Below are 19,341 nucleotides of genomic sequence, written 5' to 3'. Positions count from 1 at the left end.
CGGCTGCCGCTTTATCCAGATCAAGGTTGAAGCGGCACCGGTGAACACGGATAATCCGCGGATAACGCTTACCGGGCCCCGGAATGGATTTGCAACACTACTTTTTGCTGCTGGTCAGCACCGTACTCGTCAACAACGTGGTACTGGTGCGCATGCTCGGGCTGTGCCCGTTCATGGGGGTATCCAGAAAGCTGGAAGCCGCCATCGGCATGGGTGCCGCCACCGCCTTCGTGCTGACGCTGGCCTCCGGCAGCAGCCACCTGATCAATCTGCTGCTGGTCGCGCTCGATCTTGCGTACCTGCGCACCCTGTCCTTCATCGTGGTGATCGCCGCCATCGTGCAGTTCACCGAAATGGTGATCCACAAGACCAGCCCGGTGCTGTACCAGTCGCTGGGCATCTACCTGCCGCTGATCACCACCAACTGTGCGGTACTGGGCGTACCGCTGCTCAATGTGCAGGCACAGCACAGCTTTGCCGAGGCGCTGGTGTTCGGCCTCGGCTCCGCACTCGGCTTCTCGCTGATCCTGATCCTGTTCGGTGCCATGCGCGAACGACTGGAAGGCGCCGACGTGCCGCTGCCGTTTCGCGGCACCGCGATCGCGCTGGTCACCGCCGGGCTGATGAGCCTCGCGTTCATGGGTTTCGGAGGGCTGGTGCAATGAGCGAACTGCTGATCGCGGTAGCGCTGATGCTGCTGCTGGCGCTGCTGCTGGGCGCCATTCTCGGCTATGCCTCGGTACGCTTCCGCATCAAGGCCGACCCGCTGGTAGACAAGATCGACGCCATCCTGCCGCAGACGCAGTGCGGCCAGTGCAGCCACCCCGGCTGCCGCCCCTACGCCGAGGCGCTGGCCGCCGGCAGCGACGACATCAACAAGTGCCCGCCCGGCGGCGAGGACGGCATCCGCAAGCTGGCCGAGCTGCTCGGCGTCGAGTTCAAGCCGTTCGGCGAGGGCGCGCCGCAGCCAAAAGCGAAAGCGGTGGCGCTGATCGACGAGGCCACCTGCATCGGCTGTACCCTGTGCATCCAGGCCTGCCCGGTGGACGCCATCCTCGGCGCCGCCAAGCAGATGCACACCGTGATCGCCAGCGAGTGCACCGGCTGCGAGCTGTGCCTGGCGCCGTGCCCGGTCGACTGCATCCGCATGATCCCGCCGGGCAGCGAGCTCACCAACTGGAAGTGGCGCTACCCCACCATCCCGATCAAGAACGTCAGCAGCGGGGTCACGCGATGATGCCGCTGTTCGATTTTCCCGGCGGCATCCACCCGCCGGAAAACAAGGCGCAGTCCAGCGCCACACCGATCCACCAGGCGCCGCTGCCGCCGCAGCTGCACGTCGCGCTGCGCCAGAGCATGGGCAATGCCGCGCGCCCCTGCGTCGCGGTCGGCGACCGTGTCGCCAAGGGCCAGCTGATCGCCACCGCCGACGGCCGCCTGTCGGCCGCGGTGCACGCGCCGACCTCCGGCGTGGTCAGCGCCATCGCGCCGCAACCGTTCGCCCACCCGTCCGGCCTGCCGGAACTGTGCATCACCCTCGACAGCGACGGCGAGGAGCGCTGGATCGAGCGCCAGCCGCTGCACGACTGGGCGCAGCGCAGCGGCGCCGATATCCGCGACTTCCTGGCACAGATGGGCATCGTCGGCCTCGGCGGCGCGGTGTTCCCCAGCCACCTGAAGCTCGGCGTCAGCCCACTGGAGACACTGGTCATCAACGGTGCCGAGTGCGAACCCTATATCAGCTGCGACGACCGCCTGATGCGCGAGCGCGCCGACGCCATCTGCGACGGCATCGCCGTCACCCGCCACGCGCTGCAGGCGCGCCAGGTGCTGATCGGCATCGAGGACAACAAGCCGCAAGCCATCGCCGCGATGCAGGCCGCCGCCGCCGTGCACGGCTACCGCGTGGTGGCCGTGCCAACCAAATACCCCAGCGGTGGCGCCAAGCAGCTGATCCACGTGCTGACCGGCAAGGCCATTCCGCACGGTGTGCGCGCCACCGAACACGGCGTGCAGTGCTTCAACGTCGCCACCGTCTACGCCATCGGCCGCGCGGTGCTGCACGGCGAGCCGCTGATCAGCCGCATCGTCACCCTCACCGGTGCGGTGGACGCTGCGGCCAACGTCGAGGCACTGATCGGCACCCCGCTCGCCAGCCTGCTGGCGCTGGCGCAGCCACACCGCGACAGCAAGGAGGTGGTGATGGGCGGCCCGCTGATGGGCTTCACCCTGCCCGATCTTGCCGCCGGGCTGACCAAGGCCGGCAACTGCCTGCTCGTCAAGTCGCCGGTGCTGTTCCCGCCGCGGCCGCCGGCGCAGGCCTGTATCCGCTGCGGCGACTGTGCCGACGCCTGCCCGGTATCGCTGCAGCCGATGGACCTGTTCTGGTTCGCCAAGGCGAAGAACTTCGACAAGGCACAACAGTGGCAGCTATTCGACTGCATCGAGTGCGGCGCCTGCAGCTACGTCTGCCCCAGCCAGATCCCGCTGGTCGACTACTACCGTTTCGCCAAGAGCGAGATCTGGGCCGCCGAGCGCGACAAGAACGCCGCCAACCTCGCGCGGCAGCGCCACGAATTCCGCCAGTTCCGTCTGCAGCGCGACAAGACGGAAAAGGCGCAACGCCTCGCCGACAAGGCGGCCCAGGCCGCTGCACGCCAGGCGGCCAGCCACAATGCTGCAGCCAACCTTGCACCCGCCGCCGACCCGAAACAGGCGGCCATCGCCGCCGCCATGGCACGGGCCGCCGCGCAGCGCGAAGCGGCGCCACTGCCGGAACAGCATAGCAGCGGCCTGAATGACGCCAAGCAGGCGGCGATTGCCGCGGCAATGGCCCGTGCCGCCGCACGCAAGAACGCCGCCGACGAAGCCAAGGCCGCCAGCGGTCAGCCACCTGCCTCGCCACCGCAGAGCAGCGGGCTCGACGACGCCAAGCAGGCGGCAATCGCCGCCGCGATGGCCCGTGCCGCCGCACGCAAGGCCGCCGACGACGACGCCAAGGCCGCCGGAGGCCAGCCACCTTCCCCACCACCGCAGAGCAGCGGGCTCGACGACGCCAAGCAGGCAGCGATTGCCGCCGCAATGGCCCGTGCCGCCGCGCGCAAGAGTGCCGCCGACGAGGCCAAGGCCGCCAGCGGCCAGCCACCTTCCCCGACACCGCAGAGCAGCGGGCTCGACGACGCCAAGCAGGCGGCCATCGCCGCCGCGATGGCCCGTGCCGCCGCGCGCAAGGCTGCCGCCGATCAAGCCCGGGCCAACCAGCAACCCGACTCATGACCGCCATCCACTCGACCCATATCGCCAAACCGGCCACCGTCTCCACGGTGATGCTGAAAGTCCTCGCCGCGCTGCTGCCCGGCATCGCCCTGTCCGTCTACTGCAACGGCATCGGCATACTGCTGCAACTGCTGCTGGCCAGCCTCACCGCACTGGGCGCCGAGGCCGCCATGCTGCGCCTGCGCGGCGTGCCGGTGTGGCCGGCGCTGAAAGACCTGTCCGCCATCGTCACCGCCTGGCTGCTGGCGCTGTCGCTGCCGCCGCTGGGTGGCTGGTGGATGATCGTGGTCGCCACCCTGTTCGCCATCATCGTCGCCAAGCAGCTGTACGGCGGCCTCGGCAACAATCCGTTCAATCCGGCGATGGCCGGCTTCGCGCTGATGGTGGTGTCGTTCCCGGCGCAGATGGCGCAATGGGGCAGCCCGCAGCTGCCGCTGGACGCCACCGCGCAGTGGCAGTGGATCTTCCTGCACACGCTGGCGCCCGGCAGCGTGCCGGACGCGATCAGCAGCGCCACGCCGCTGGACGTGCTCAAGACCGGGCTGCGCCAGGGCCAGGCGCTGGCCGGGCTGTTGCCGCAATCGTCGGCGCAGGGGCTGATCGCGCTGGGCTGGCTGGTAGGCGGCCTGTGGCTGTGGCGGCAGAAGCTGATCCCGTGGCAGACGCCAGTGGCGATGCTGGCCGGGCTGCTGACGCTGGCGCTGCCGCTATGGCTGTGGCAGCCGGCACAGTACGCATCGCCGCTGCTGCACCTGCTGCAAGGCGGCACCCTGCTGGCGGCGGCCTTCATCGTCACCGATCCGGTGTCCGGCGCCAGCACACCCAAGGGACGGCTGATCTTCGGCTTTGGCGTCGGTCTGTTGACCTACGTCATCCGCGTGTTCGGCAACTTCCCGGATGGCATCGCCTTTGCCGTGCTGCTGATGAACATGACGGTGCCGCTGCTGGACCAGTACACGCGCCCCGCCGTGTTCGGCCATCGCAAGGGGCGTTCCTGATGCGCCGCCCGTGGCAACAGGCACAACGCAGCGCGCTGATCCTGGCCGGTTTCGCCGCCACCGCCACGCTGCTGCTGGGCGGCACCTGGCTGGCCACCCACCGCATCGTCGCCGCCAACGAGATGGCGGCGCAGAGTGCGCTGCTGGCGCAGACACTGCCCGCGGCCAGTTTCGACAACGTGCTGCCCGCCAGTCGCCAGCCGCTGCCACCGGCCATCCAGCAGGCGTTCGGCAGCCCTGAAGCGCTGGCGTTCTATACCGCGCGCCGCCAGGGCCGCGTCAGCGGCATGGTGTTTGAAAACGTGGCGCCGGACGGCTACAGCGGCCGCATCCGCCTGCTGATCGGCCTGCTGCCGGATGGCAGCGTGCACGCGGTACGGGTGGTCAAGCACCAGGAAACCCCCGGCCTTGGCGATTACATCGACCTCGCGCGCAGCGAATGGGCGCGCCAGTTCGGCGGCAAGGGTGCGGCCAACCGGCCGGCGTGGCGCGTGCGCAAGGACGGCGGCGACTTCGACTACGTCAGCGGCGCCACCGTTTCCGCCCGTGCCGTCACCGCCGCGGTTGGCCGCACCGTGGCCGCCTTCCACCACTACCGCGCCACCTTGCTGCCCCGGGACACGCCATGACCACACCCGCAAGCGCCAGCCGCTGGCGCGACATCTGCCACAACGCACTGTGGAAACAGAACCCTGGCCTCGTGCAACTGCTGGGGCTGTGCCCGGTGCTGGCGATCAGCAACACCGCCGTCAACGCGCTGGCGCTGGGGCTGGCCACCACGCTGGTGACCACCCTCTCCGGCAGCGCGGTGGCAGCCGCGCGGCAGTGGATCCCCAACGACATCCGCAATCCGGTGTTCATCATCATCATCGCCACGCTGGTGACCTGCGTCGATCTGGCGATGAACGCCTGGCTGCACGGCCTGTATCTGGTGCTCGGCATTTTCATTCCGCTGATCACCACCAACTGCATCGTGCTGGCGCGGGCCGAGGCGTTTGCCTCGCGCAACAGCGTGCGCGCGGCGGCGCTGGACGGCCTGATGATGGGGCTGGGGCTGACGCTGGTGCTGCTGCTGCTCGGCGGGCTGCGCGAGGCACTGGGCAAGGGCACGCTGTTTGACGGCGCACACCTGCTGCTGGGTGACGCCGGCCACGCGCTGGTGCTGCACCTGGTGCCGGCCGAGGCCAACTACCAGTTCCTGCTGGCGATGCTGCCGCCGGGCGGCTTCATCGGCCTCGCGCTGCTGATCGCCGCCAAGAACTGGCTGGACGAACGCGCCCGCCGCAGCGCCACCCGGCGTGCCAGCCATACGGCATCCCCGACTTCAAGCGTAGCGAGTACCGAATGAACAAAGCCATCCGCGCCGAGATCTTTGCCCGCCTGCAGGCGCAGAACCCGCACCCCACCACCGAGCTGGAGTACGCGACGCCGTTCCAGCTGCTGATTGCCGTGCTGCTGTCGGCACAGGCCACCGACGTCGGTGTCAACAAGGCCACCCGGCTGCTGTTCCCGGTGGCGCCGACACCGGACAAGATGCTGGCGATGGGTGTGGAAGGGCTGGAGGAGTACATCAAGACCATCGGCCTGTACCGCACCAAGGCGAAGAACACCATCGCCACCTGCCGTATCCTGCTGGAACAGCACGGCGGCGAGGTGCCGCAGCAGCGCGAGGCGCTGGAGGCGCTGCCCGGGGTTGGCCGCAAGACCGCCAACGTGGTGCTCAACACCGCCTTCGGCCAGCCAACCATCGCCGTCGACACCCACATTTTCCGCGTCGCCAACCGCACCCGCCTCGCCCCCGGCAAGGACGTGCGCGAGGTGGAGGACAAGCTGGTGCGGCTGATCCCGGCCGAATACCGGCTCGACGCCCACCACTGGCTGATCCTGCACGGCCGCTACGTTTGCAAGGCACGCAAGCCGGAGTGCTGGCGCTGCATCATCGCGGACCTCTGCGAATATCCGGCAAAACCGCTATGATAGTTCCCTGCCAGTTGAAGTTTTGCGACAAAACCTCATCTGCAAAGTACACCATTAAAAGGAATACCGAGGTGAATCCGTACACAAGGCTGCTCATCGTGGCCGCCATCGCCGCTACCCTGGGTGGCTGCGGCAAGATCGAAGGCCTGTTCAAAGACGAAAAGCCGGTTTCCACCGTCGCCATTCCGGCGCAGGCAAACGGCCAGGTCGCCATGCTGCTGCCCGACTTCACCCTGCTGGTGGAGCGCGAAGGCCCGTCCGTGGTCAACATCCAGGCCAGCCGCGCCGACAGCACCCCGCGCCAGAGCGAGCTGCCGATTCCGGTGCCGGAAGACGATCCGCTGTACGAATTCTTCCGCCGCTTCATGCCGCCGAACGCGCAGCAGGATCCGGCGCCGGCGCAGGACAGCGTGTCCTTCGGCTCCGGCTTCGTGTTCAGCCAGGACGGCTACATCCTCACCAATGCCCACGTGGTCAGCGGCAGCAGCCAGATCAAGGTGATGCTCACCGACAAGCGTGAAATGCGTGCGCGCCTGATCGGCCTCGACAAGCGCACCGACGTGGCGGTGCTGAAGATCGACGCGGCCAACCTGCCGACCGTCAAGATCGGCACTCCGGACGCGCTGAAAGTCGGCGAATGGGTGGCCGCCATTGGCGCGCCGTTCGGCTTCGAGAACACCGTCACCGCCGGCATCGTGTCGGCCAAGGGCCGCAGCCTGCCGGACGAGAGCTATGTACCCTTCATCCAGACCGATGTGGCAATCAACCCCGGCAACTCCGGCGGCCCGCTGTTCAACCTGAAGGGCGAAGTGGTCGGCATCAACTCGCAGATCTACAGCCGCTCCGGCGGTTTCATGGGCATCTCGTTCGCGATCCCGATCGACCTGGCGATGAAGGTGGCCGACCAGCTGAAGACCAGCGGCAAGGTCAGCCGCGGCCAGCTGGGCGTGCACATCCAGGAAGTATCGAAAGAGCTGGCACAGTCCTTCGGTCTTGACCGCCCGCGCGGGGCGCTGGTAGTGCGTGTCGAGCCGCAAGGCCCGGCCAGCAAGGCCGGCCTGCTGGTGGGCGACATCATCCTGCGCCTCAACGGCCAGGTGGTGGAGAACTCGCGCGACCTGCCGCGCATGGTCGGCGACCAGCCGCCGGGCGCCACCATCAAGCTGGGCGTGTGGCGCAAGGGCAGCGAGCGCAATATCGACGCCACCCTGATCGAGCTGCCGGGCGAACAGCTGGCCACGCCACAGGGCAACAACAGCCCGGCACTGCCGCAGAGCTACCGCTTCGACCAGCTGGGGCTGACCCTGTCCGAGCTGAGCGCGGAAGACAAGGAAGCACTGGGCGTGCGCGGCGGGCTGGTGATCCAGCAGGCACAGGGCGTGTCGGCGCAGGCCGGGCTGCAGAACGGTGACGTGATCATCGGCCTGAACCAGATGGAGATCAGCAACATCCGCAGCTTCGAACGCGCGCTGCAAAACGCCAAGGGCAATATCGCGCTGCTGGTACGCCGCCAGGACAGCACGCTGTACGTGCCGCTGCGCCTGAACTGACGCGTGCGGCCAACCTTGCCGTCATCGTGCACAACCCCGCTACGGCGGGGTTGTTCGCATCTGGCACCGGCGCCCCCCCTATTTATCCGCCGGCCAGCCAGACAACTCCACACAACAAGCCGGTCATCACCGTCCGCGCCAAACCACTGATTTACCACCCGCCACCGCTGAAAGGTTGGCCGCAGCCGCCCTTGCTGCTACACTCCGCCCCTTGCTGATTAATCAACGCCAAGTCATTGTGAACAAAGCCAAATTCTCCTCGCTCTCCCTGCCGCAAAACCTGCTCTCCAATCTGGATAGCCTCGGCTACCACAGCATGACGCCGATCCAGGCCGAGAGCCTGCCCGCCATCCTCGATGGCCGTGACGTGATCGCGCAAGCCAAGACCGGCAGCGGCAAGACGGCGGCGTTCGCACTGGGCCTGATCAACAGCCTGAATCCACGCTGGTTCGGCGTGCAGGCACTGGTACTGTGCCCAACGCGCGAACTGGCCGACCAGGTGGCGCAGGAAATCCGCCGCCTGGCGCGCGCCATCGACAACATCAAGGTCATCACCCTGTGCGGCGGCACGCCGATGGCGCCGCAACGCGCGTCGCTGGAGCACGGTGCCCACATCGTGGTCGGCACCCCCGGCCGGTTGCAGGATCACCTGTTCCGCGAATCGCTGAACCTCAGCGGCGTGAAAACGCTGGTGCTGGACGAAGCCGACCGCATGGTGGACATGGGCTTCATCGAGGAAATCGTCGGCATCGTGCGCGCCTGCCCGCGCCAGCGCCAGACGCTGATGTTCTCCGCCACCTACCCGGACAATATCCGCAAGCTGGCCGAGCAGTTCATGAAGAACCCGCAGCAGGTGAAGGTGGAATCGCTGCACGACGACAGCAAGATCGAACAGTGGTTTTACGAGATCGACCCCGAGCAGCGTCTGGACGTGGTCGCGCGCGCGCTGCAAAGCGTGCGCCCCAGCTCGGCGCTGGCGTTCTGCAACACCAAGCTGCGCTGCAAGGAGCTGGTAGCCGAACTGGAGCAGGCCGGCTTCTCCGCGCTGGCGCTGTACGGCGAACTGGAACAGCGCGACCGCGACCAGATCCTGGCGCGCTTTGCCAACAAGAGCACCACTGTGCTGGTCGCCACCGACGTCGCCGCCCGCGGCCTGGACATCAAGGACCTGGATCTGGTGATCAACGTCGACGTGGCGCACGATCCGGAAATCCACATCCACCGCATCGGCCGCACCGGCCGTGGCGACAAGCACGGCCTGGCGCTGACCCTGGTCAGCCCCAGCGACGCGCGCCGCGCCTCGGCGGTAGAGGAATACCAGAAGGCGCCGCTGATCTGGGGTGAAGTCAGCGAGCTGAAGCCGGCACCCGGCGGCCCGCTGCTGCCACCGATGCTGACGCTGGAAATCGGCGGCGGCAAGCGTGACAAGCTGCGCCCGGGCGACATCCTCGGCGCGCTGACCGGCGAAGGCGGCATTGCCGGCAGCCAGGTCGGCAAGATCATGGTGTTCGAGTTCTGCACCTTCGTCGCGCTGGAACGCGGCATCGCGCAGCAGGCGATGGAACGGCTGTCGGTTGGCAAGATCAAGGCCAAGAGCTACAAGATGCGCTTCGTCAGCTAAACCACCACCCCGCCGCATGCAAAAGCCCGGATCACCGATCCGGGCTTTTTCGTGACCTGCCGCCGGCTCAGCCTTCGGACAGTATCTCGCGCTTGGACAGGATGGCGTTGAAGCCCTGCACCCGTTCGTGGTCCTGCGGCAGCCATTTCATCAGCTGCAGCACCTTGTCCAGGCTCTCCGGCGCACTGTCCTGCAGCAGCAGCGAACAGGCGTTCATGCCGAGACGGTCGTTGCGGGTCTGCGTCGCCACGCCGTACAGCATCAGTGCCGCCTGCTGTTTCTGACCGTTCTTCGCCATCGCCACCGCCTGATCGTTGGCCGCCTGCAGCGTGGTGTGCGCCGCCTCGATCGCCGCGATCATCACCTGGTTGTCACGCGACAGCGCGGTCATCAGCGTGACGTCCTGGTGGTTCTTCACGAAGCGCAAGGCCAGCTGCTGCAGCCATTCCCCGGCACAGTAGCCGTCGATGTCCTGCGGCAGGCGGGCCACCGCCTCGATGAAGCGGGTGGCGTCGCGCCAACCGGTTTGCGGCAGCAGCAGAAAGGCCGCCGCCTGACGCAGCAACGCCATGGCATCGGTATAGCGCTTGCGCCCCAGCGTCGACAGCGCGCGACAAACCAGCAGCAGGAACTGGTCGGCCTCGCCCTTGAGCAGGCCGCCCAGCTCCTGCGACAGGCGGTCCATCTTCTCCAGCTGCTCGCCCTCGCTGTAGGCCTGCAGCAGGTCGACCATCACCCCGGGGCCGAAGGCGCTGTTGTTGCGCCCGATCAGCACCGCCTTTTCCAGGTAGGTGGCCGCCTTCAGCGGGTCGCCGACGTTCAGCGCCGTCTCGCCACAGGCGCACAGGCGCTGGAAGTTGCGCGGCGACAGCGCCACCGCCTTTTCCAGGATCGACAGCGCCTCCTGGAACTGGCCGCCGTGGGTCAGGTTCTGTGCCAGCGCGTCGTAGGCATCGGTGTAGTTGGGGGCGTCGGCGATGATCTCGTTGAGGATGACCGTGCTCTGCTCGATGTCGTCCTGTTCCTTCAGGATGCGCACCATGCCCATCTTCGCCCACGGGATCGCCTTCATCGCCAGGATCTTCTCGTACACCTGCCGCGCCTCGCTGAACTGGTCGTTGAGCATATAGGTCTCCGCCATCAGCCGCAGCACGTCCATCACCTGCACATTGTTTTCGGCGATGCTCTCCAGCTGGCGCAGGATCAGCAGCGCCTGCGACACCTCGCCGGCCAGCAGCTTGAGGTGGGCCGGGCGCAGGAACAGCTTGCGCTGCAGCGCTAGGCGCAGGCGGTCGAACAGGGTCTGGCTGGAAAACGGCTTCAGGATGTAGTCGTCCGGCGCCACTTCGGCGGCGGCGACCACGCGCTCGTACTTGCGCTCGCCGGTGATCATGATCCACACCGAGGTCAGCGGATAGGCATTGCTGCGGCGCAGCAGCTCAAGCAGCTCCTGCCCGCTCATGCCGTCGCCCAGGTTGTAGTCGCACAGCACGACGTCGAACTGCTTGCGCCGTATCCGCTGCAAACCGTCGGCGGCATTGACCGCCGCCTCGGAACGGGCGATGCCAACCTGGGCCAGCATCGCGCGCAGCGACTGCCGCACGGTATGCGAATCCTCAATAATCAGCACCGTGGTGCTTTCATCGAACGTGTTCACACGCCCTCCTTTGTTTTTCTTATCGTTATCTGCCGCCGAAACGGCCTGCTCCAGTGCTGCAACCACACGCGGGGTGAGGCTAAAAATACAGCAAAGCCGGTGTTACTACCATAGTTGCGAACCCCGCTGCCGGCCAGTGTTGCCGTGGATCAAGCCGCACGCGGCACGGCCGCCGCGCCGGGGCGGCAACGTGGCGCAGATCACTGCGCCCGGCAGCGCTACGGTGCCATTTTTCACCCGCAGCACCCGCTACGACGCGATTGCGGCCAACGTTGGCAGCACGTCCAGAAACGCCGCCACCAGCGGCGACGATTCCTGCTCGCGGGTCGCCACCGCCATCGACAGGTAGGCGGCGGCGTCGGTGAGCGGGATGTAGCAGACCCCGTCCAGCTGCACGCAGGCCAGCGGCGACGGCAGGATGGCAATGCCCAGCCCGGCGGCGACCAGCGCGATCTGCGTCATCGCCTCGCCGGAGGTCTGCGCGATACGCGGCTGAAAGCCGGCCGCCTGCGCCAGCTGCCGGATCAGCGCCGGCAGCCCGGTGGACACCCCCGGCGGGTAAACGATGAAGCCCTCGTCGCGCAGCTCGGCAAACGCCAGCCGGGCGCGCGCCGCCAGCGGATGGTCGCGGCGGATCACCACGCACAGCCGGTCGCGGCGCAGCTCGCGGCGGTGGATGCCAGGCACCACCTCGTCGCCGTTGTAGCGCACGAAGCCGACATCCAGCCGCTGCTGCTGCAACGCCAGGTACTGGTCGCCGCTGAACATTTCTTCCAGCTTGAGGCTGACCGCCGGATAGCGTTCGCGATAGTGGCGCAGGCTGTCCGGCAGCACGCCGGCCAGCGGCATCGACGAGGTGAACGCGATGCGCAGCTCGCCGACCTCGCCGCGACCGGCACGGCGCGCTTCCTCGGCGGCGGCCTCGGCATCGGCCAGCAGGCGCCGCGCCCGCAACAGCAGCCGTTCGCCGGCCGTGGTCAGCAGCACCCGCCGCTTGCTGCGCTGGAACAGCTGCACCCCCAGCTCCGCCTCCAATGCCTGGATTTGCTGGCTGAGCGGCGGCTGGCCGATGTGCAAGCGTTCGGCGGCACGGGTGAAGTGCAACTCTTCGGCCACGGTGACGAAATAACGCAGATGGCGCAGTTCCATTAATCGCTTTTAGATATGAATAACTACTGAAATATATATTGGACTGCCAGATTGGCCAAGCCTAGCATCAGCCTGTCTTCTGCCCGGTACCTTGCCATGACCAGCTATTGCGCCCCCCTGCCGTCTCCCTGCCCCGTCCCGCCGACCGCGCCCGCCGGCGGCAAGCTGGTCACCGGCTCCGCCGCCTACCGCCGTACCGGCTGGGCGCTGTTCTGCGCCGGCTTTGCCACCTTCGCCATGCTCTATGGCGTGCAGCCACTGCTGCCGCTGTTCTCGGCCGAATTCGGCAGCGGCGCCGCCCACGCCAGTACCGTGCTCTCTGCCGGTACGCTGTCGATGGCGCTGATGCTGATCCCGGCCAGCCTGCTGGCCGACCGCCTCGGGCGCAAGCCGCTGATGGTGGCCGCCCTGCTGGTCGGGGCGCTGCTGACGTTGGCCGCAACGCTGACGCAGGGCTTTGGCGCGCTGGTCTGGTCGCGCGCCGCCTTCGGCATGGTGCTGGCCGGCCTGCCGGCGGTGGCGATGGCGTACCTGAGCGAGGAAGTGGAAGCCAGCTCGCTGGGCAAGGCGCTGGGGCTGTATATCGCCGGCAATGCGCTGGGCGGCATGAGCGGCCGCTATCTGGCGGCGCTGCTGGCCGATGTCGCCGGCTGGCGGCTGGCGCTGGCAGTGCTGGGCGGCATCGGGCTGCTGGCGGCGGCACTGGTGTGGAAGCAGCTGCCACCATCGCGCCACTTCCAGCCGGCTCGCGGCAGTCTGGCGCAGCTGTGGCACAACGGTCGTCGTCATTTTGCCGATGCCGGCCTGCCGTGGCTGTTCCTGTCCGCCTTTTTGCTGATGGGCTGCTTCGTCAGCCTGTACAACTACCTCGGCTACCGCCTGCTGCAGGCGCCGTTCGGCCTCAGCCAGAGCCAGATCGGCCTGGTGTTCCTGCTGTACGTGGTGGGGATCTGGTCGTCGGCGTGGGCCGGCACCCTCGCCGACCGCCTCGGGCGGCGCAATGTGCTGTGGCTGATGATCGTGGTGATGGCGGCCGGCTTGCTGCTGACGCTGCCGCAGCAGCTGTGGCTGGTGGTCGGCGGCGTCGCACTGTTCACCTTCGGCTTTTTCGGCGCGCACTCGGTGGCCAGCAGCTGGGTCGGGCGCCGCGCGCTACAGGCACGGGCGCTAGCGTCGGCATGCTACCTGACCGCCTACTACGCCGGCTCCAGCGTGATGGGCACGCTGTCCGGCGTGCTGTGGGAATCGCACCGCTGGCCGGGCGTGGCCGCCTGCCTCAGCCTGTTGCTGCTGGCGGCACTGGCCATCGCGCTGCACCTGCGCCGGCTGCCGCCGCTGCCCGGCACCTAAGAACCTGTTCAATGTCTGCTGCGCTTCGGCGATACGGCGTTGAAAACGACTTCGGAATGCTCATTTACCCCATGTAAACTCCGCTTCCTCAGTCGTTTTCGCCTTGTCTCGCTCTAGCTCGCGAGACTCTGAACAGGCTCTAAGAAGCGGCTCACGATCTCGCGAGCCAAAGTCAGACAAGGCGAAATTGGCCAAAAAAGCGCAGTTGACGTGGTGTCAATGAGCATTTTTTGGCCAATTGCAACGCAGGATCACACAGGCGCAGCCGATCGTGAATGGCTTCTGCGGCTTACATCGCGATATAGCGGTCGGGACGGTGGTTGAAGCCGATCACCATGTTTAGCGCCAGCGCGCCGAGGATGGAGCCGAGCAAGGCCGGCACGCTGACCATGAATAGCGACGCCAGCAGGATCAGCAGATCGACGCCTAGCTGCAGCTTGCCGGCACGGATGCCGTGGCGGTCCTGCAGGTACAGCGCCAGGATGTTGATGCCGCCGAGGCTGGCCTTGTGGCGGAACAGCGCGATAAAGCCCATGCCCATCATCAGGCCGCCGACCACGCCGCTGTAGAACGGGTCCAGCGGCCCGAAATGGGCAAACTGCGCGTGCAGCCCGGAGAACAGCGACAGCAGGCTGACCGCGACAAAGGTCTTGATGGTGAACGCCCAGCCCATGCGCTTCACCGCCAGCCAGTAGAACGGCACATTGATCAGCGAAAACACCACCCCGAACGGAATGCCGCTCTGGTAGTGGATCAGGAAGGCGATGCCGGCGGTGCTGCCGGTGAGCAGGCCGGCCTGCTTGAACATCGCCACGCCGAAGGCCACCAGCAGGGTGCCGACCAGGATGGCCAGAATGTCTTCCAGCAGGGTATGGGAAACGTCGTTGGTTTCGGGATCCAACAGGGTGTGGCTGGCGCTCGTCATCTCGAATTATTCCGCAGTGCAATATGTCAGCCGCGGATTGTAGCCAGCCGTGCGCCGAAGGCAATGAATCCAGATCAAAAAACCCGTGAATGGCAAAATTTTGCACACATAACGGCATAACCATTAATTCGGCGCAATATAAATGCCGAGCCACCACGCTCAGATTATCCTGTTTGCATGCAAGCTCAGCGTCTGCCGCATGCAGTCCGCCAGCCACGCGGCAAACGCCTGCTGCCGCGCATCCTGCGCCAGCGGCTGCAGCGACAGCAGCACGTAGTGACTGCCATCGGCGACAAAGCCCGCCGGGGCCTGCAGTGTCTGCGCCGCCAGATCGTCGGCCACCATGAACAGCGACGCCATCGCCACCCCCAGCCCGGCCAGCGCCGCCTGCAGGCTGAGGTAGAAGTGCTCGAACTCGCGGCTGCCGGCCAGCGCCATCGCGGCCGCCGGCTGCAAGCGCTGCCACTCCGGCCACGCCTGCGGCCGCGAACGGGTATGCAGCCGCACCGCGGCCGCCTGTTCGCGACAGACCGGCCCGACATGCTCTGCGGCCAACCTTTGCACGCAGTAGTGTGCCGGCAGGGCGAAGTCATCGCGCCGGATCGCCAGCTCGACATGGCCACTCTCCAGCCGCACTGCGCCGCCGGCGGCGCTGAGATGGACCTCGATATCGGGATGCAGCGCATGGAACTGCGGCAGGCGCGGGATCAGCCAGCGCATCGCCAGCGTCGGCTCGCACGACACCGCCAGCGGCGGCGTAGCGTCCGGCTGCAGTTGCGTCACCGCCTGCTGCAGGGTGTGCAGCGCCTCGCCGCAGGCAGCAAACAGCCGGGTGCCGGCGGCGCTGAGGAAGACTGCACGGTTGCGGCGCTCGAACAACGCCACGCCCAGCTGCTCTTCCAGCAGGCGGATCTGGCGGCTGACCGCGCCGTGCGTCACGCATAGCTCGTCGGCCGCGCGCACGAAGCTGCCGTGACGGGCAGCGGCCTCGAACACGCGCAAGGCGTTCAGCGACGGCAGTGCGGCAAAGCTCATCGGTTAGTTTTTCTCACGTAAATCAGGCAAAAACCATCGTTATTCATTGCCAGGGCAAAGCGTGACAATGACGGTCATCCGTTTACCCAGCACCAAACTCACCGAAAGTATACGCAATGACTGAACTGTTTGCCGTGATGACCATTACCCTGCTCGCCGTGATCAGCCCCGGCGCCGACTTCGCCATGATCAGCCGCAACAGCCTGCTGTACGGCAAACGCGCCGGCCTCGCCGCCGCGCTCGGCATCGGCCTCGGCGTGCAGGTGCACGTGATGTACACCCTGCTCGGCGCCAGCCTGTTGCAACAGACGCCGCTGTTGTTGCAGCTGCTGCGCGTGCTGGGCGCCGGCTATCTGGTGTATGTCGGCTGGTGTACCTTCCGCAGCGGCGCCGTCAACGAGGCGGCGGCGCCGGACAGCCACGGCCGCGCGCTGCGCAACGGTTTCCTCACCAATGCGCTCAACCCCAAGACCATGCTGTTCGTGATCAGCACCTACACCCAGGTCGTCGCCGCCAGCACGCCGCTGCCGGTACTGCTCGGTTACGGCCTGTTCATGTCGCTGGCGCACGTGCTGTGGTTCGCGCTGGTAGCGGTGCTGCTGGCGCAGGACGGCTTGCGCCAGCGCCTGCTCGGCGTGCAGCTGTGGCTCAACCGCGGCATCGGCCTGCTGCTGATGGCGCTGGGCAGCCTGCTCGCCGCCGGCCCGCTGCTGCATTAGATGCCATGAAAAACGGCGACCCGCAGGTCGCCGTGGCTGAGCTTGCCTCCGAACAGTCTTAGCCGCGCAGCCAGCCGGCCAGCGCGCGGATGTCGTCCGGCGAGGTGCGGCAGCAGCCGCCGATGCAGCTGGCGCCGGCCAGCCGCCACTGTCGTGCCGCCTCAGCAAAGGCCATAGGATCGCTGCTGCCGTGCCAGGTCTTGGTCACCGCGTCGTAGGCTTCGCCGGAGTTGGGATAGGTCAGCAGCCGCTTGCCGGTCTGTGCGGCCAACGTTTGCAGCAGCGGCACGATATGGCGCGGCGCGGTGCAATTGACGCCCACCGCCACGATCTGCGGATAGGCTTCCAGCTCGGCCACCGCCGCCAGCAAGGGTGTGCCGTCGCTCAGGTTGGCATCATCACGGCAGGAGAAGCTGATCCATGCCGCTGCCTGCGGAAAGTCCTGCTGCAGCACGCGGGCGATGGCACGCGCTTCCACCGCGCAGGGAATGGTCTCGCACGCCAGCAGATCCGGCGCGGCGGCCAGCAAGGCGGCAATGCGCGGGCGATGGAAGTCCATCAGCTCGGTTTCGCTGCGGCCGTAGTCGCCACGGTATTCGGAACCGTCGGCCAGCATCGCGCCGTACGGACCCACCGAGGCCGCCACCAGCGGCTTCTGGCGCCCGGCATGGTTGGCCGCATCGGCCCAGAACTCGTCGCGCGCCTGCTGCGCCAGCTGCACCGAGCGCTGCATCAGTTCCGCGGCGGCGGCTTCGTCCAGGCCGCGCTTGGCAAAGCCGCTGAACGACGCCTGGTAGCTGGCGGTGGTGGCGACATCGGCACCGGCGGCGAAGTAGTCGAAATGCACCTGGCGGATCAGCTCCGGCTGCTCGATCAGCACCCGCGCCGACCACAACGCGTCATTCAGGTCACAACCGCGACGCTCCAGCTCGGACGCCATCGCGCCATCCAGCACCAGCGGGGCATCCTGAAAACGGGCAAAAGGATTGGCAAACATTGAACAGACTCCACAAAAAGAAAAACCCCGGCACAGGCCGGGGCTTGCTGCATGCAAGATGTATCACAGACGGAATTGCGATACCAGTGCCTTCAGCTGGTCGCCGCGGCTGGCCAGTACCTGGATCGTCGCCAGCGCTTCCTGCAGGCTGCTGTCAGTCTGCTGCGCCATCGAGTTGACACGCTCGGCGCTACGCGCCATTTCGTTGGTAGCGATGCCCTGCTCGGCGGTGGAGGAAGTGATTTCGCCCATGCGGGTCGAGATCTCTTCGGCGTTGCCCTTGATCAGCTCCACCTTGCTGGCCGCTTCACGCGACAGGGTGACACCGGTTTCCACTTTCGCGTTGGTGGCGTCGGCATGGTTGATCGCCTCGCCGGTTTTCTGGATCACGGTATCGATCAGCTCGGCGATCTGCACCGTGGCGCTGGCGGTACGCTCGGCCAGCTTGCGCACTTCGTCGGCCACCACGGCAAAGCCGCGGCCCTGCTCGCCGGCACGCGCCGCTTCGATCGCCGCATTCAGCGCCAGCATATTGGTCTGGTCGGCGATGTCGCGGATCACGCCGACAATGCCCTTGATCTGCTCGGACTGGCCGGACAGGTTGGACATCACGCCCTGCAGCGACGACACCGCACCGACGATGGATTCCACCTCGCGCGCCACTTCCGCCATCGCGCGGTGCGAATCCAGCGAGTTGTCACGCGAACGCGACACCAGCACCTCGGTTTCGCCAACGTGGTCGGCAATGTGGTTGATGCTGACGGTGATCTGTTCGATGGTGGCGGCGGTCGACGACAGCTCTGACGACTGCACGCGCGAATCCTGGGCGATCTGCTCCGCCACACGGTTCAGGTCGGCAGCGTCGCGCGCCAGCGAATCGGATTCGTCGCGCACGGTGAGGAACATCTCGCGCAGCTTGGCCACGAACTGGTTGAAGGCTTCGGCAATCTGGCCGACTTCGTCACGGTTGCCGACCGGCAGCGTCTTGGTCAGGTCACCGTGGCCGCTGGCCACTTCACGCATCGCATTGCGCAGCACCGACAGGCCGGACAGCATGCGCGCCACGCCAACGTAGGCGAAGATGCCGGACACCACCAGGCCGATCACCAGCAGGCCTACCATCACCATCAGCAACTGTGTCACCGGTGCCATTGCGGCGGCCACCGGCACCATCACGCCGAGGAACCAGCCGGTCTTGCCCACCGGATACAGCGCGGTCAGGGTGGCGTCACCGTTGATCGACACGTCCACGATCTGGCCATCCTTGTTCACCGCGTTCATGTCGTAGCCGGCCACCACCTCGCCGATCTTTTTCAGGCCGGATTCTTTTTCCGGGTGCGCAATCACGGTGCCGTCGCCGGTCACCAGGAAGGCATAGCCGTCACCCGGCAGCTTGGCGGCAACCACTTCATCCACCACGCGCTGCAGCGTCACGTCACCACCGGCCACGGCCACCAGCTGGCCGCCATCCTTGCGTGCCTGGGCGAAGGTGATGATCGGACGCTTGGTGGCGGCATCGATATAAGGCGGCGACGCGATCGGGCCGGTCGCATCCTTGGCCGCCAGATACCATGGCCGCCCGGTCGGGTCGTAGCCTTCCGGTACTTTCGGCGCACCGGTGAACTGGGTCATGGTCTTGTCCGGCTGACCGATGTACATGTCGTCAAAACCGCCGGCATCGCGCGCCTGGTCCAGCACCGGCTGCAATTCGCCGGTACCGAAGCGCGGCAGCGCCGAGGCGACGATCTTCTGGCGGGTGGACACCCACTCGGCAACAAAGCTCGCCTTGCTGTTGGCGGCCTGATTGATTTCGTTACGGATGGCACTGGACAGGGCGTCGCTCATTTTCCAGTACGCGACGGCACAGAACATGACCGCGAGTACCGTCAGTACCAGCAGCACGAAGGCCATCAGGCGAGTACGCAATGACATCATGATGTGTATTCCCCACTGAATTTTGTAAGTTATGGTGCGGCATAGTACTACTAAGCCCACCTGTGGTTATTTGTTTATATTCACAAAGCCATTTCATGGCATTTCGTTAACAACGGAATTTTGTATTCTGCGCACAATCCTCATTAGCTGGC

General features: G+C 66.6%; 17 protein-coding genes. 11 read left to right on the top strand and 6 right to left on the bottom strand.

The window, feature by feature from the left end; genetic code table 11:
- The first annotated feature begins 83 nt into the window (after nt 1–83).
- From rsxA to dbpA, 9 genes are all read left to right on the top strand, one after another.
- The gene (gene rsxA, locus NOM55_RS10660) at nt 84–665 is read left to right on the top strand and encodes an electron transport complex subunit RsxA (RefSeq protein WP_255908556.1); all 582 of its coding nucleotides are present in this window, start codon (nt 84–86) and stop codon (nt 663–665) included.
- Nucleotides 662–1,237 (top strand): electron transport complex subunit RsxB, encoded by a 576-nt coding sequence (gene rsxB, locus NOM55_RS10655; RefSeq protein WP_255908554.1) that lies wholly within the window; start codon nt 662–664, stop codon nt 1,235–1,237. The genes rsxA and rsxB overlap by 4 nt, the downstream gene beginning before the upstream one ends.
- Nucleotides 1,234–3,276 (top strand): electron transport complex subunit RsxC, encoded by a 2,043-nt coding sequence (gene rsxC / locus NOM55_RS10650; RefSeq protein WP_255908553.1) that lies wholly within the window; start codon nt 1,234–1,236, stop codon nt 3,274–3,276. The genes rsxB and rsxC overlap by 4 nt, the downstream gene beginning before the upstream one ends.
- Complete coding sequence (locus tag NOM55_RS10645; protein ID WP_120811332.1) at nt 3,273–4,274, top strand: RnfABCDGE type electron transport complex subunit D; 1,002 nt, start codon at nt 3,273–3,275, stop codon at nt 4,272–4,274. Before rsxC ends, NOM55_RS10645 begins: the two co-directional genes overlap by 4 nt.
- On the top strand, nt 4,274–4,903 hold the full coding sequence (locus tag NOM55_RS10640) for an RnfABCDGE type electron transport complex subunit G (protein ID WP_255908552.1): 630 nt from the start codon (nt 4,274–4,276) through the stop codon (nt 4,901–4,903). Before NOM55_RS10645 ends, NOM55_RS10640 begins: the two co-directional genes overlap by 1 nt.
- Complete coding sequence (locus NOM55_RS10635) at nt 4,900–5,622, top strand: electron transport complex subunit E (RefSeq protein ID WP_255908551.1); 723 nt, start codon at nt 4,900–4,902, stop codon at nt 5,620–5,622. The genes NOM55_RS10640 and NOM55_RS10635 overlap by 4 nt, the downstream gene beginning before the upstream one ends.
- On the top strand, nt 5,619–6,251 hold the full coding sequence (gene nth / locus NOM55_RS10630; protein ID WP_255908550.1) for an endonuclease III: 633 nt from the start codon (nt 5,619–5,621) through the stop codon (nt 6,249–6,251). The genes NOM55_RS10635 and nth overlap by 4 nt, the downstream gene beginning before the upstream one ends.
- Before the next feature lie 71 nt (nt 6,252–6,322).
- Nucleotides 6,323–7,801 carry a DegQ family serine endoprotease gene (locus tag NOM55_RS10625; protein ID WP_255908549.1) on the top strand — a complete coding sequence of 493 codons (1,479 nt, stop codon included), beginning with the start codon at nt 6,323–6,325 and terminating at the stop codon, nt 7,799–7,801.
- A 238-nt stretch (nt 7,802–8,039) separates the two neighbouring features.
- On the top strand, nt 8,040–9,422 hold the full coding sequence (gene dbpA / locus NOM55_RS10620; RefSeq protein WP_255908548.1) for an ATP-dependent RNA helicase DbpA: 1,383 nt from the start codon (nt 8,040–8,042) through the stop codon (nt 9,420–9,422).
- Between the two features lie 67 nt (nt 9,423–9,489).
- On the opposite strand, the gene NOM55_RS10615 is transcribed toward dbpA, so the two are convergent.
- Both NOM55_RS10615 and NOM55_RS10610 read right to left on the bottom strand, forming a co-directional pair.
- Nucleotides 9,490–11,079: a response regulator gene (locus NOM55_RS10615; RefSeq protein WP_053068055.1), complete on the bottom strand. Its 1,590-nt coding sequence runs from the start codon at nt 11,077–11,079 to the stop codon at nt 9,490–9,492.
- 249 nt (nt 11,080–11,328) lie between these two features.
- Nucleotides 11,329–12,228, bottom strand: coding sequence for a LysR family transcriptional regulator (locus tag NOM55_RS10610; protein WP_255908547.1), 900 nt, complete (start codon nt 12,226–12,228; stop codon nt 11,329–11,331).
- A 96-nt stretch (nt 12,229–12,324) separates the two neighbouring features.
- On the opposite strand from NOM55_RS10610, the gene NOM55_RS10605 reads away from it, so the two are divergent.
- The gene (locus tag NOM55_RS10605) at nt 12,325–13,578 is read left to right on the top strand and encodes an MFS transporter (protein ID WP_255908546.1); all 1,254 of its coding nucleotides are present in this window, start codon (nt 12,325–12,327) and stop codon (nt 13,576–13,578) included.
- Nucleotides 13,579–13,867: 289 nt separating this feature from the next.
- On the opposite strand, the gene NOM55_RS10600 is transcribed toward NOM55_RS10605, so the two are convergent.
- Together NOM55_RS10600 and NOM55_RS10595 are read right to left on the bottom strand one after the other, a co-directional pair.
- Complete coding sequence (locus NOM55_RS10600; RefSeq protein WP_120811320.1) at nt 13,868–14,503, bottom strand: YitT family protein; 636 nt, start codon at nt 14,501–14,503, stop codon at nt 13,868–13,870.
- A 159-nt stretch (nt 14,504–14,662) separates the two neighbouring features.
- A complete protein-coding gene (locus NOM55_RS10595; protein ID WP_255908545.1) occupies nt 14,663–15,538 on the bottom strand; it encodes a LysR family transcriptional regulator in 876 nt (291 codons plus the stop codon).
- 116 nt (nt 15,539–15,654) lie between these two features.
- Between NOM55_RS10595 and NOM55_RS10590 the strand changes: the two genes are divergently transcribed.
- Nucleotides 15,655–16,257, top strand: coding sequence for a LysE family translocator (locus tag NOM55_RS10590; RefSeq protein WP_255908544.1), 603 nt, complete (start codon nt 15,655–15,657; stop codon nt 16,255–16,257).
- A 58-nt stretch (nt 16,258–16,315) separates the two neighbouring features.
- Here the strand turns inward: NOM55_RS10590 and mmuM are convergent, their stop codons facing one another.
- Both mmuM and NOM55_RS10580 read right to left on the bottom strand, forming a co-directional pair.
- Nucleotides 16,316–17,254 carry a homocysteine S-methyltransferase gene (gene mmuM / locus NOM55_RS10585; protein WP_255908543.1) on the bottom strand — a complete coding sequence of 313 codons (939 nt, stop codon included), beginning with the start codon at nt 17,252–17,254 and terminating at the stop codon, nt 16,316–16,318.
- Between the two features lie 63 nt (nt 17,255–17,317).
- On the bottom strand, nt 17,318–19,189 hold the full coding sequence (locus tag NOM55_RS10580) for a methyl-accepting chemotaxis protein (RefSeq protein WP_238377249.1): 1,872 nt from the start codon (nt 19,187–19,189) through the stop codon (nt 17,318–17,320).
- Between the last annotated feature and the right edge of the window lie 152 nt (nt 19,190–19,341).

The organism is Vogesella sp. AC12, assembly GCF_024437575.1.
In the GTDB taxonomy this organism is placed as follows: domain Bacteria; phylum Pseudomonadota; class Gammaproteobacteria; order Burkholderiales; family Chromobacteriaceae; genus Vogesella; species Vogesella indigofera.
This window is presented reverse-complemented; position numbering and strand designations above follow the sequence as displayed.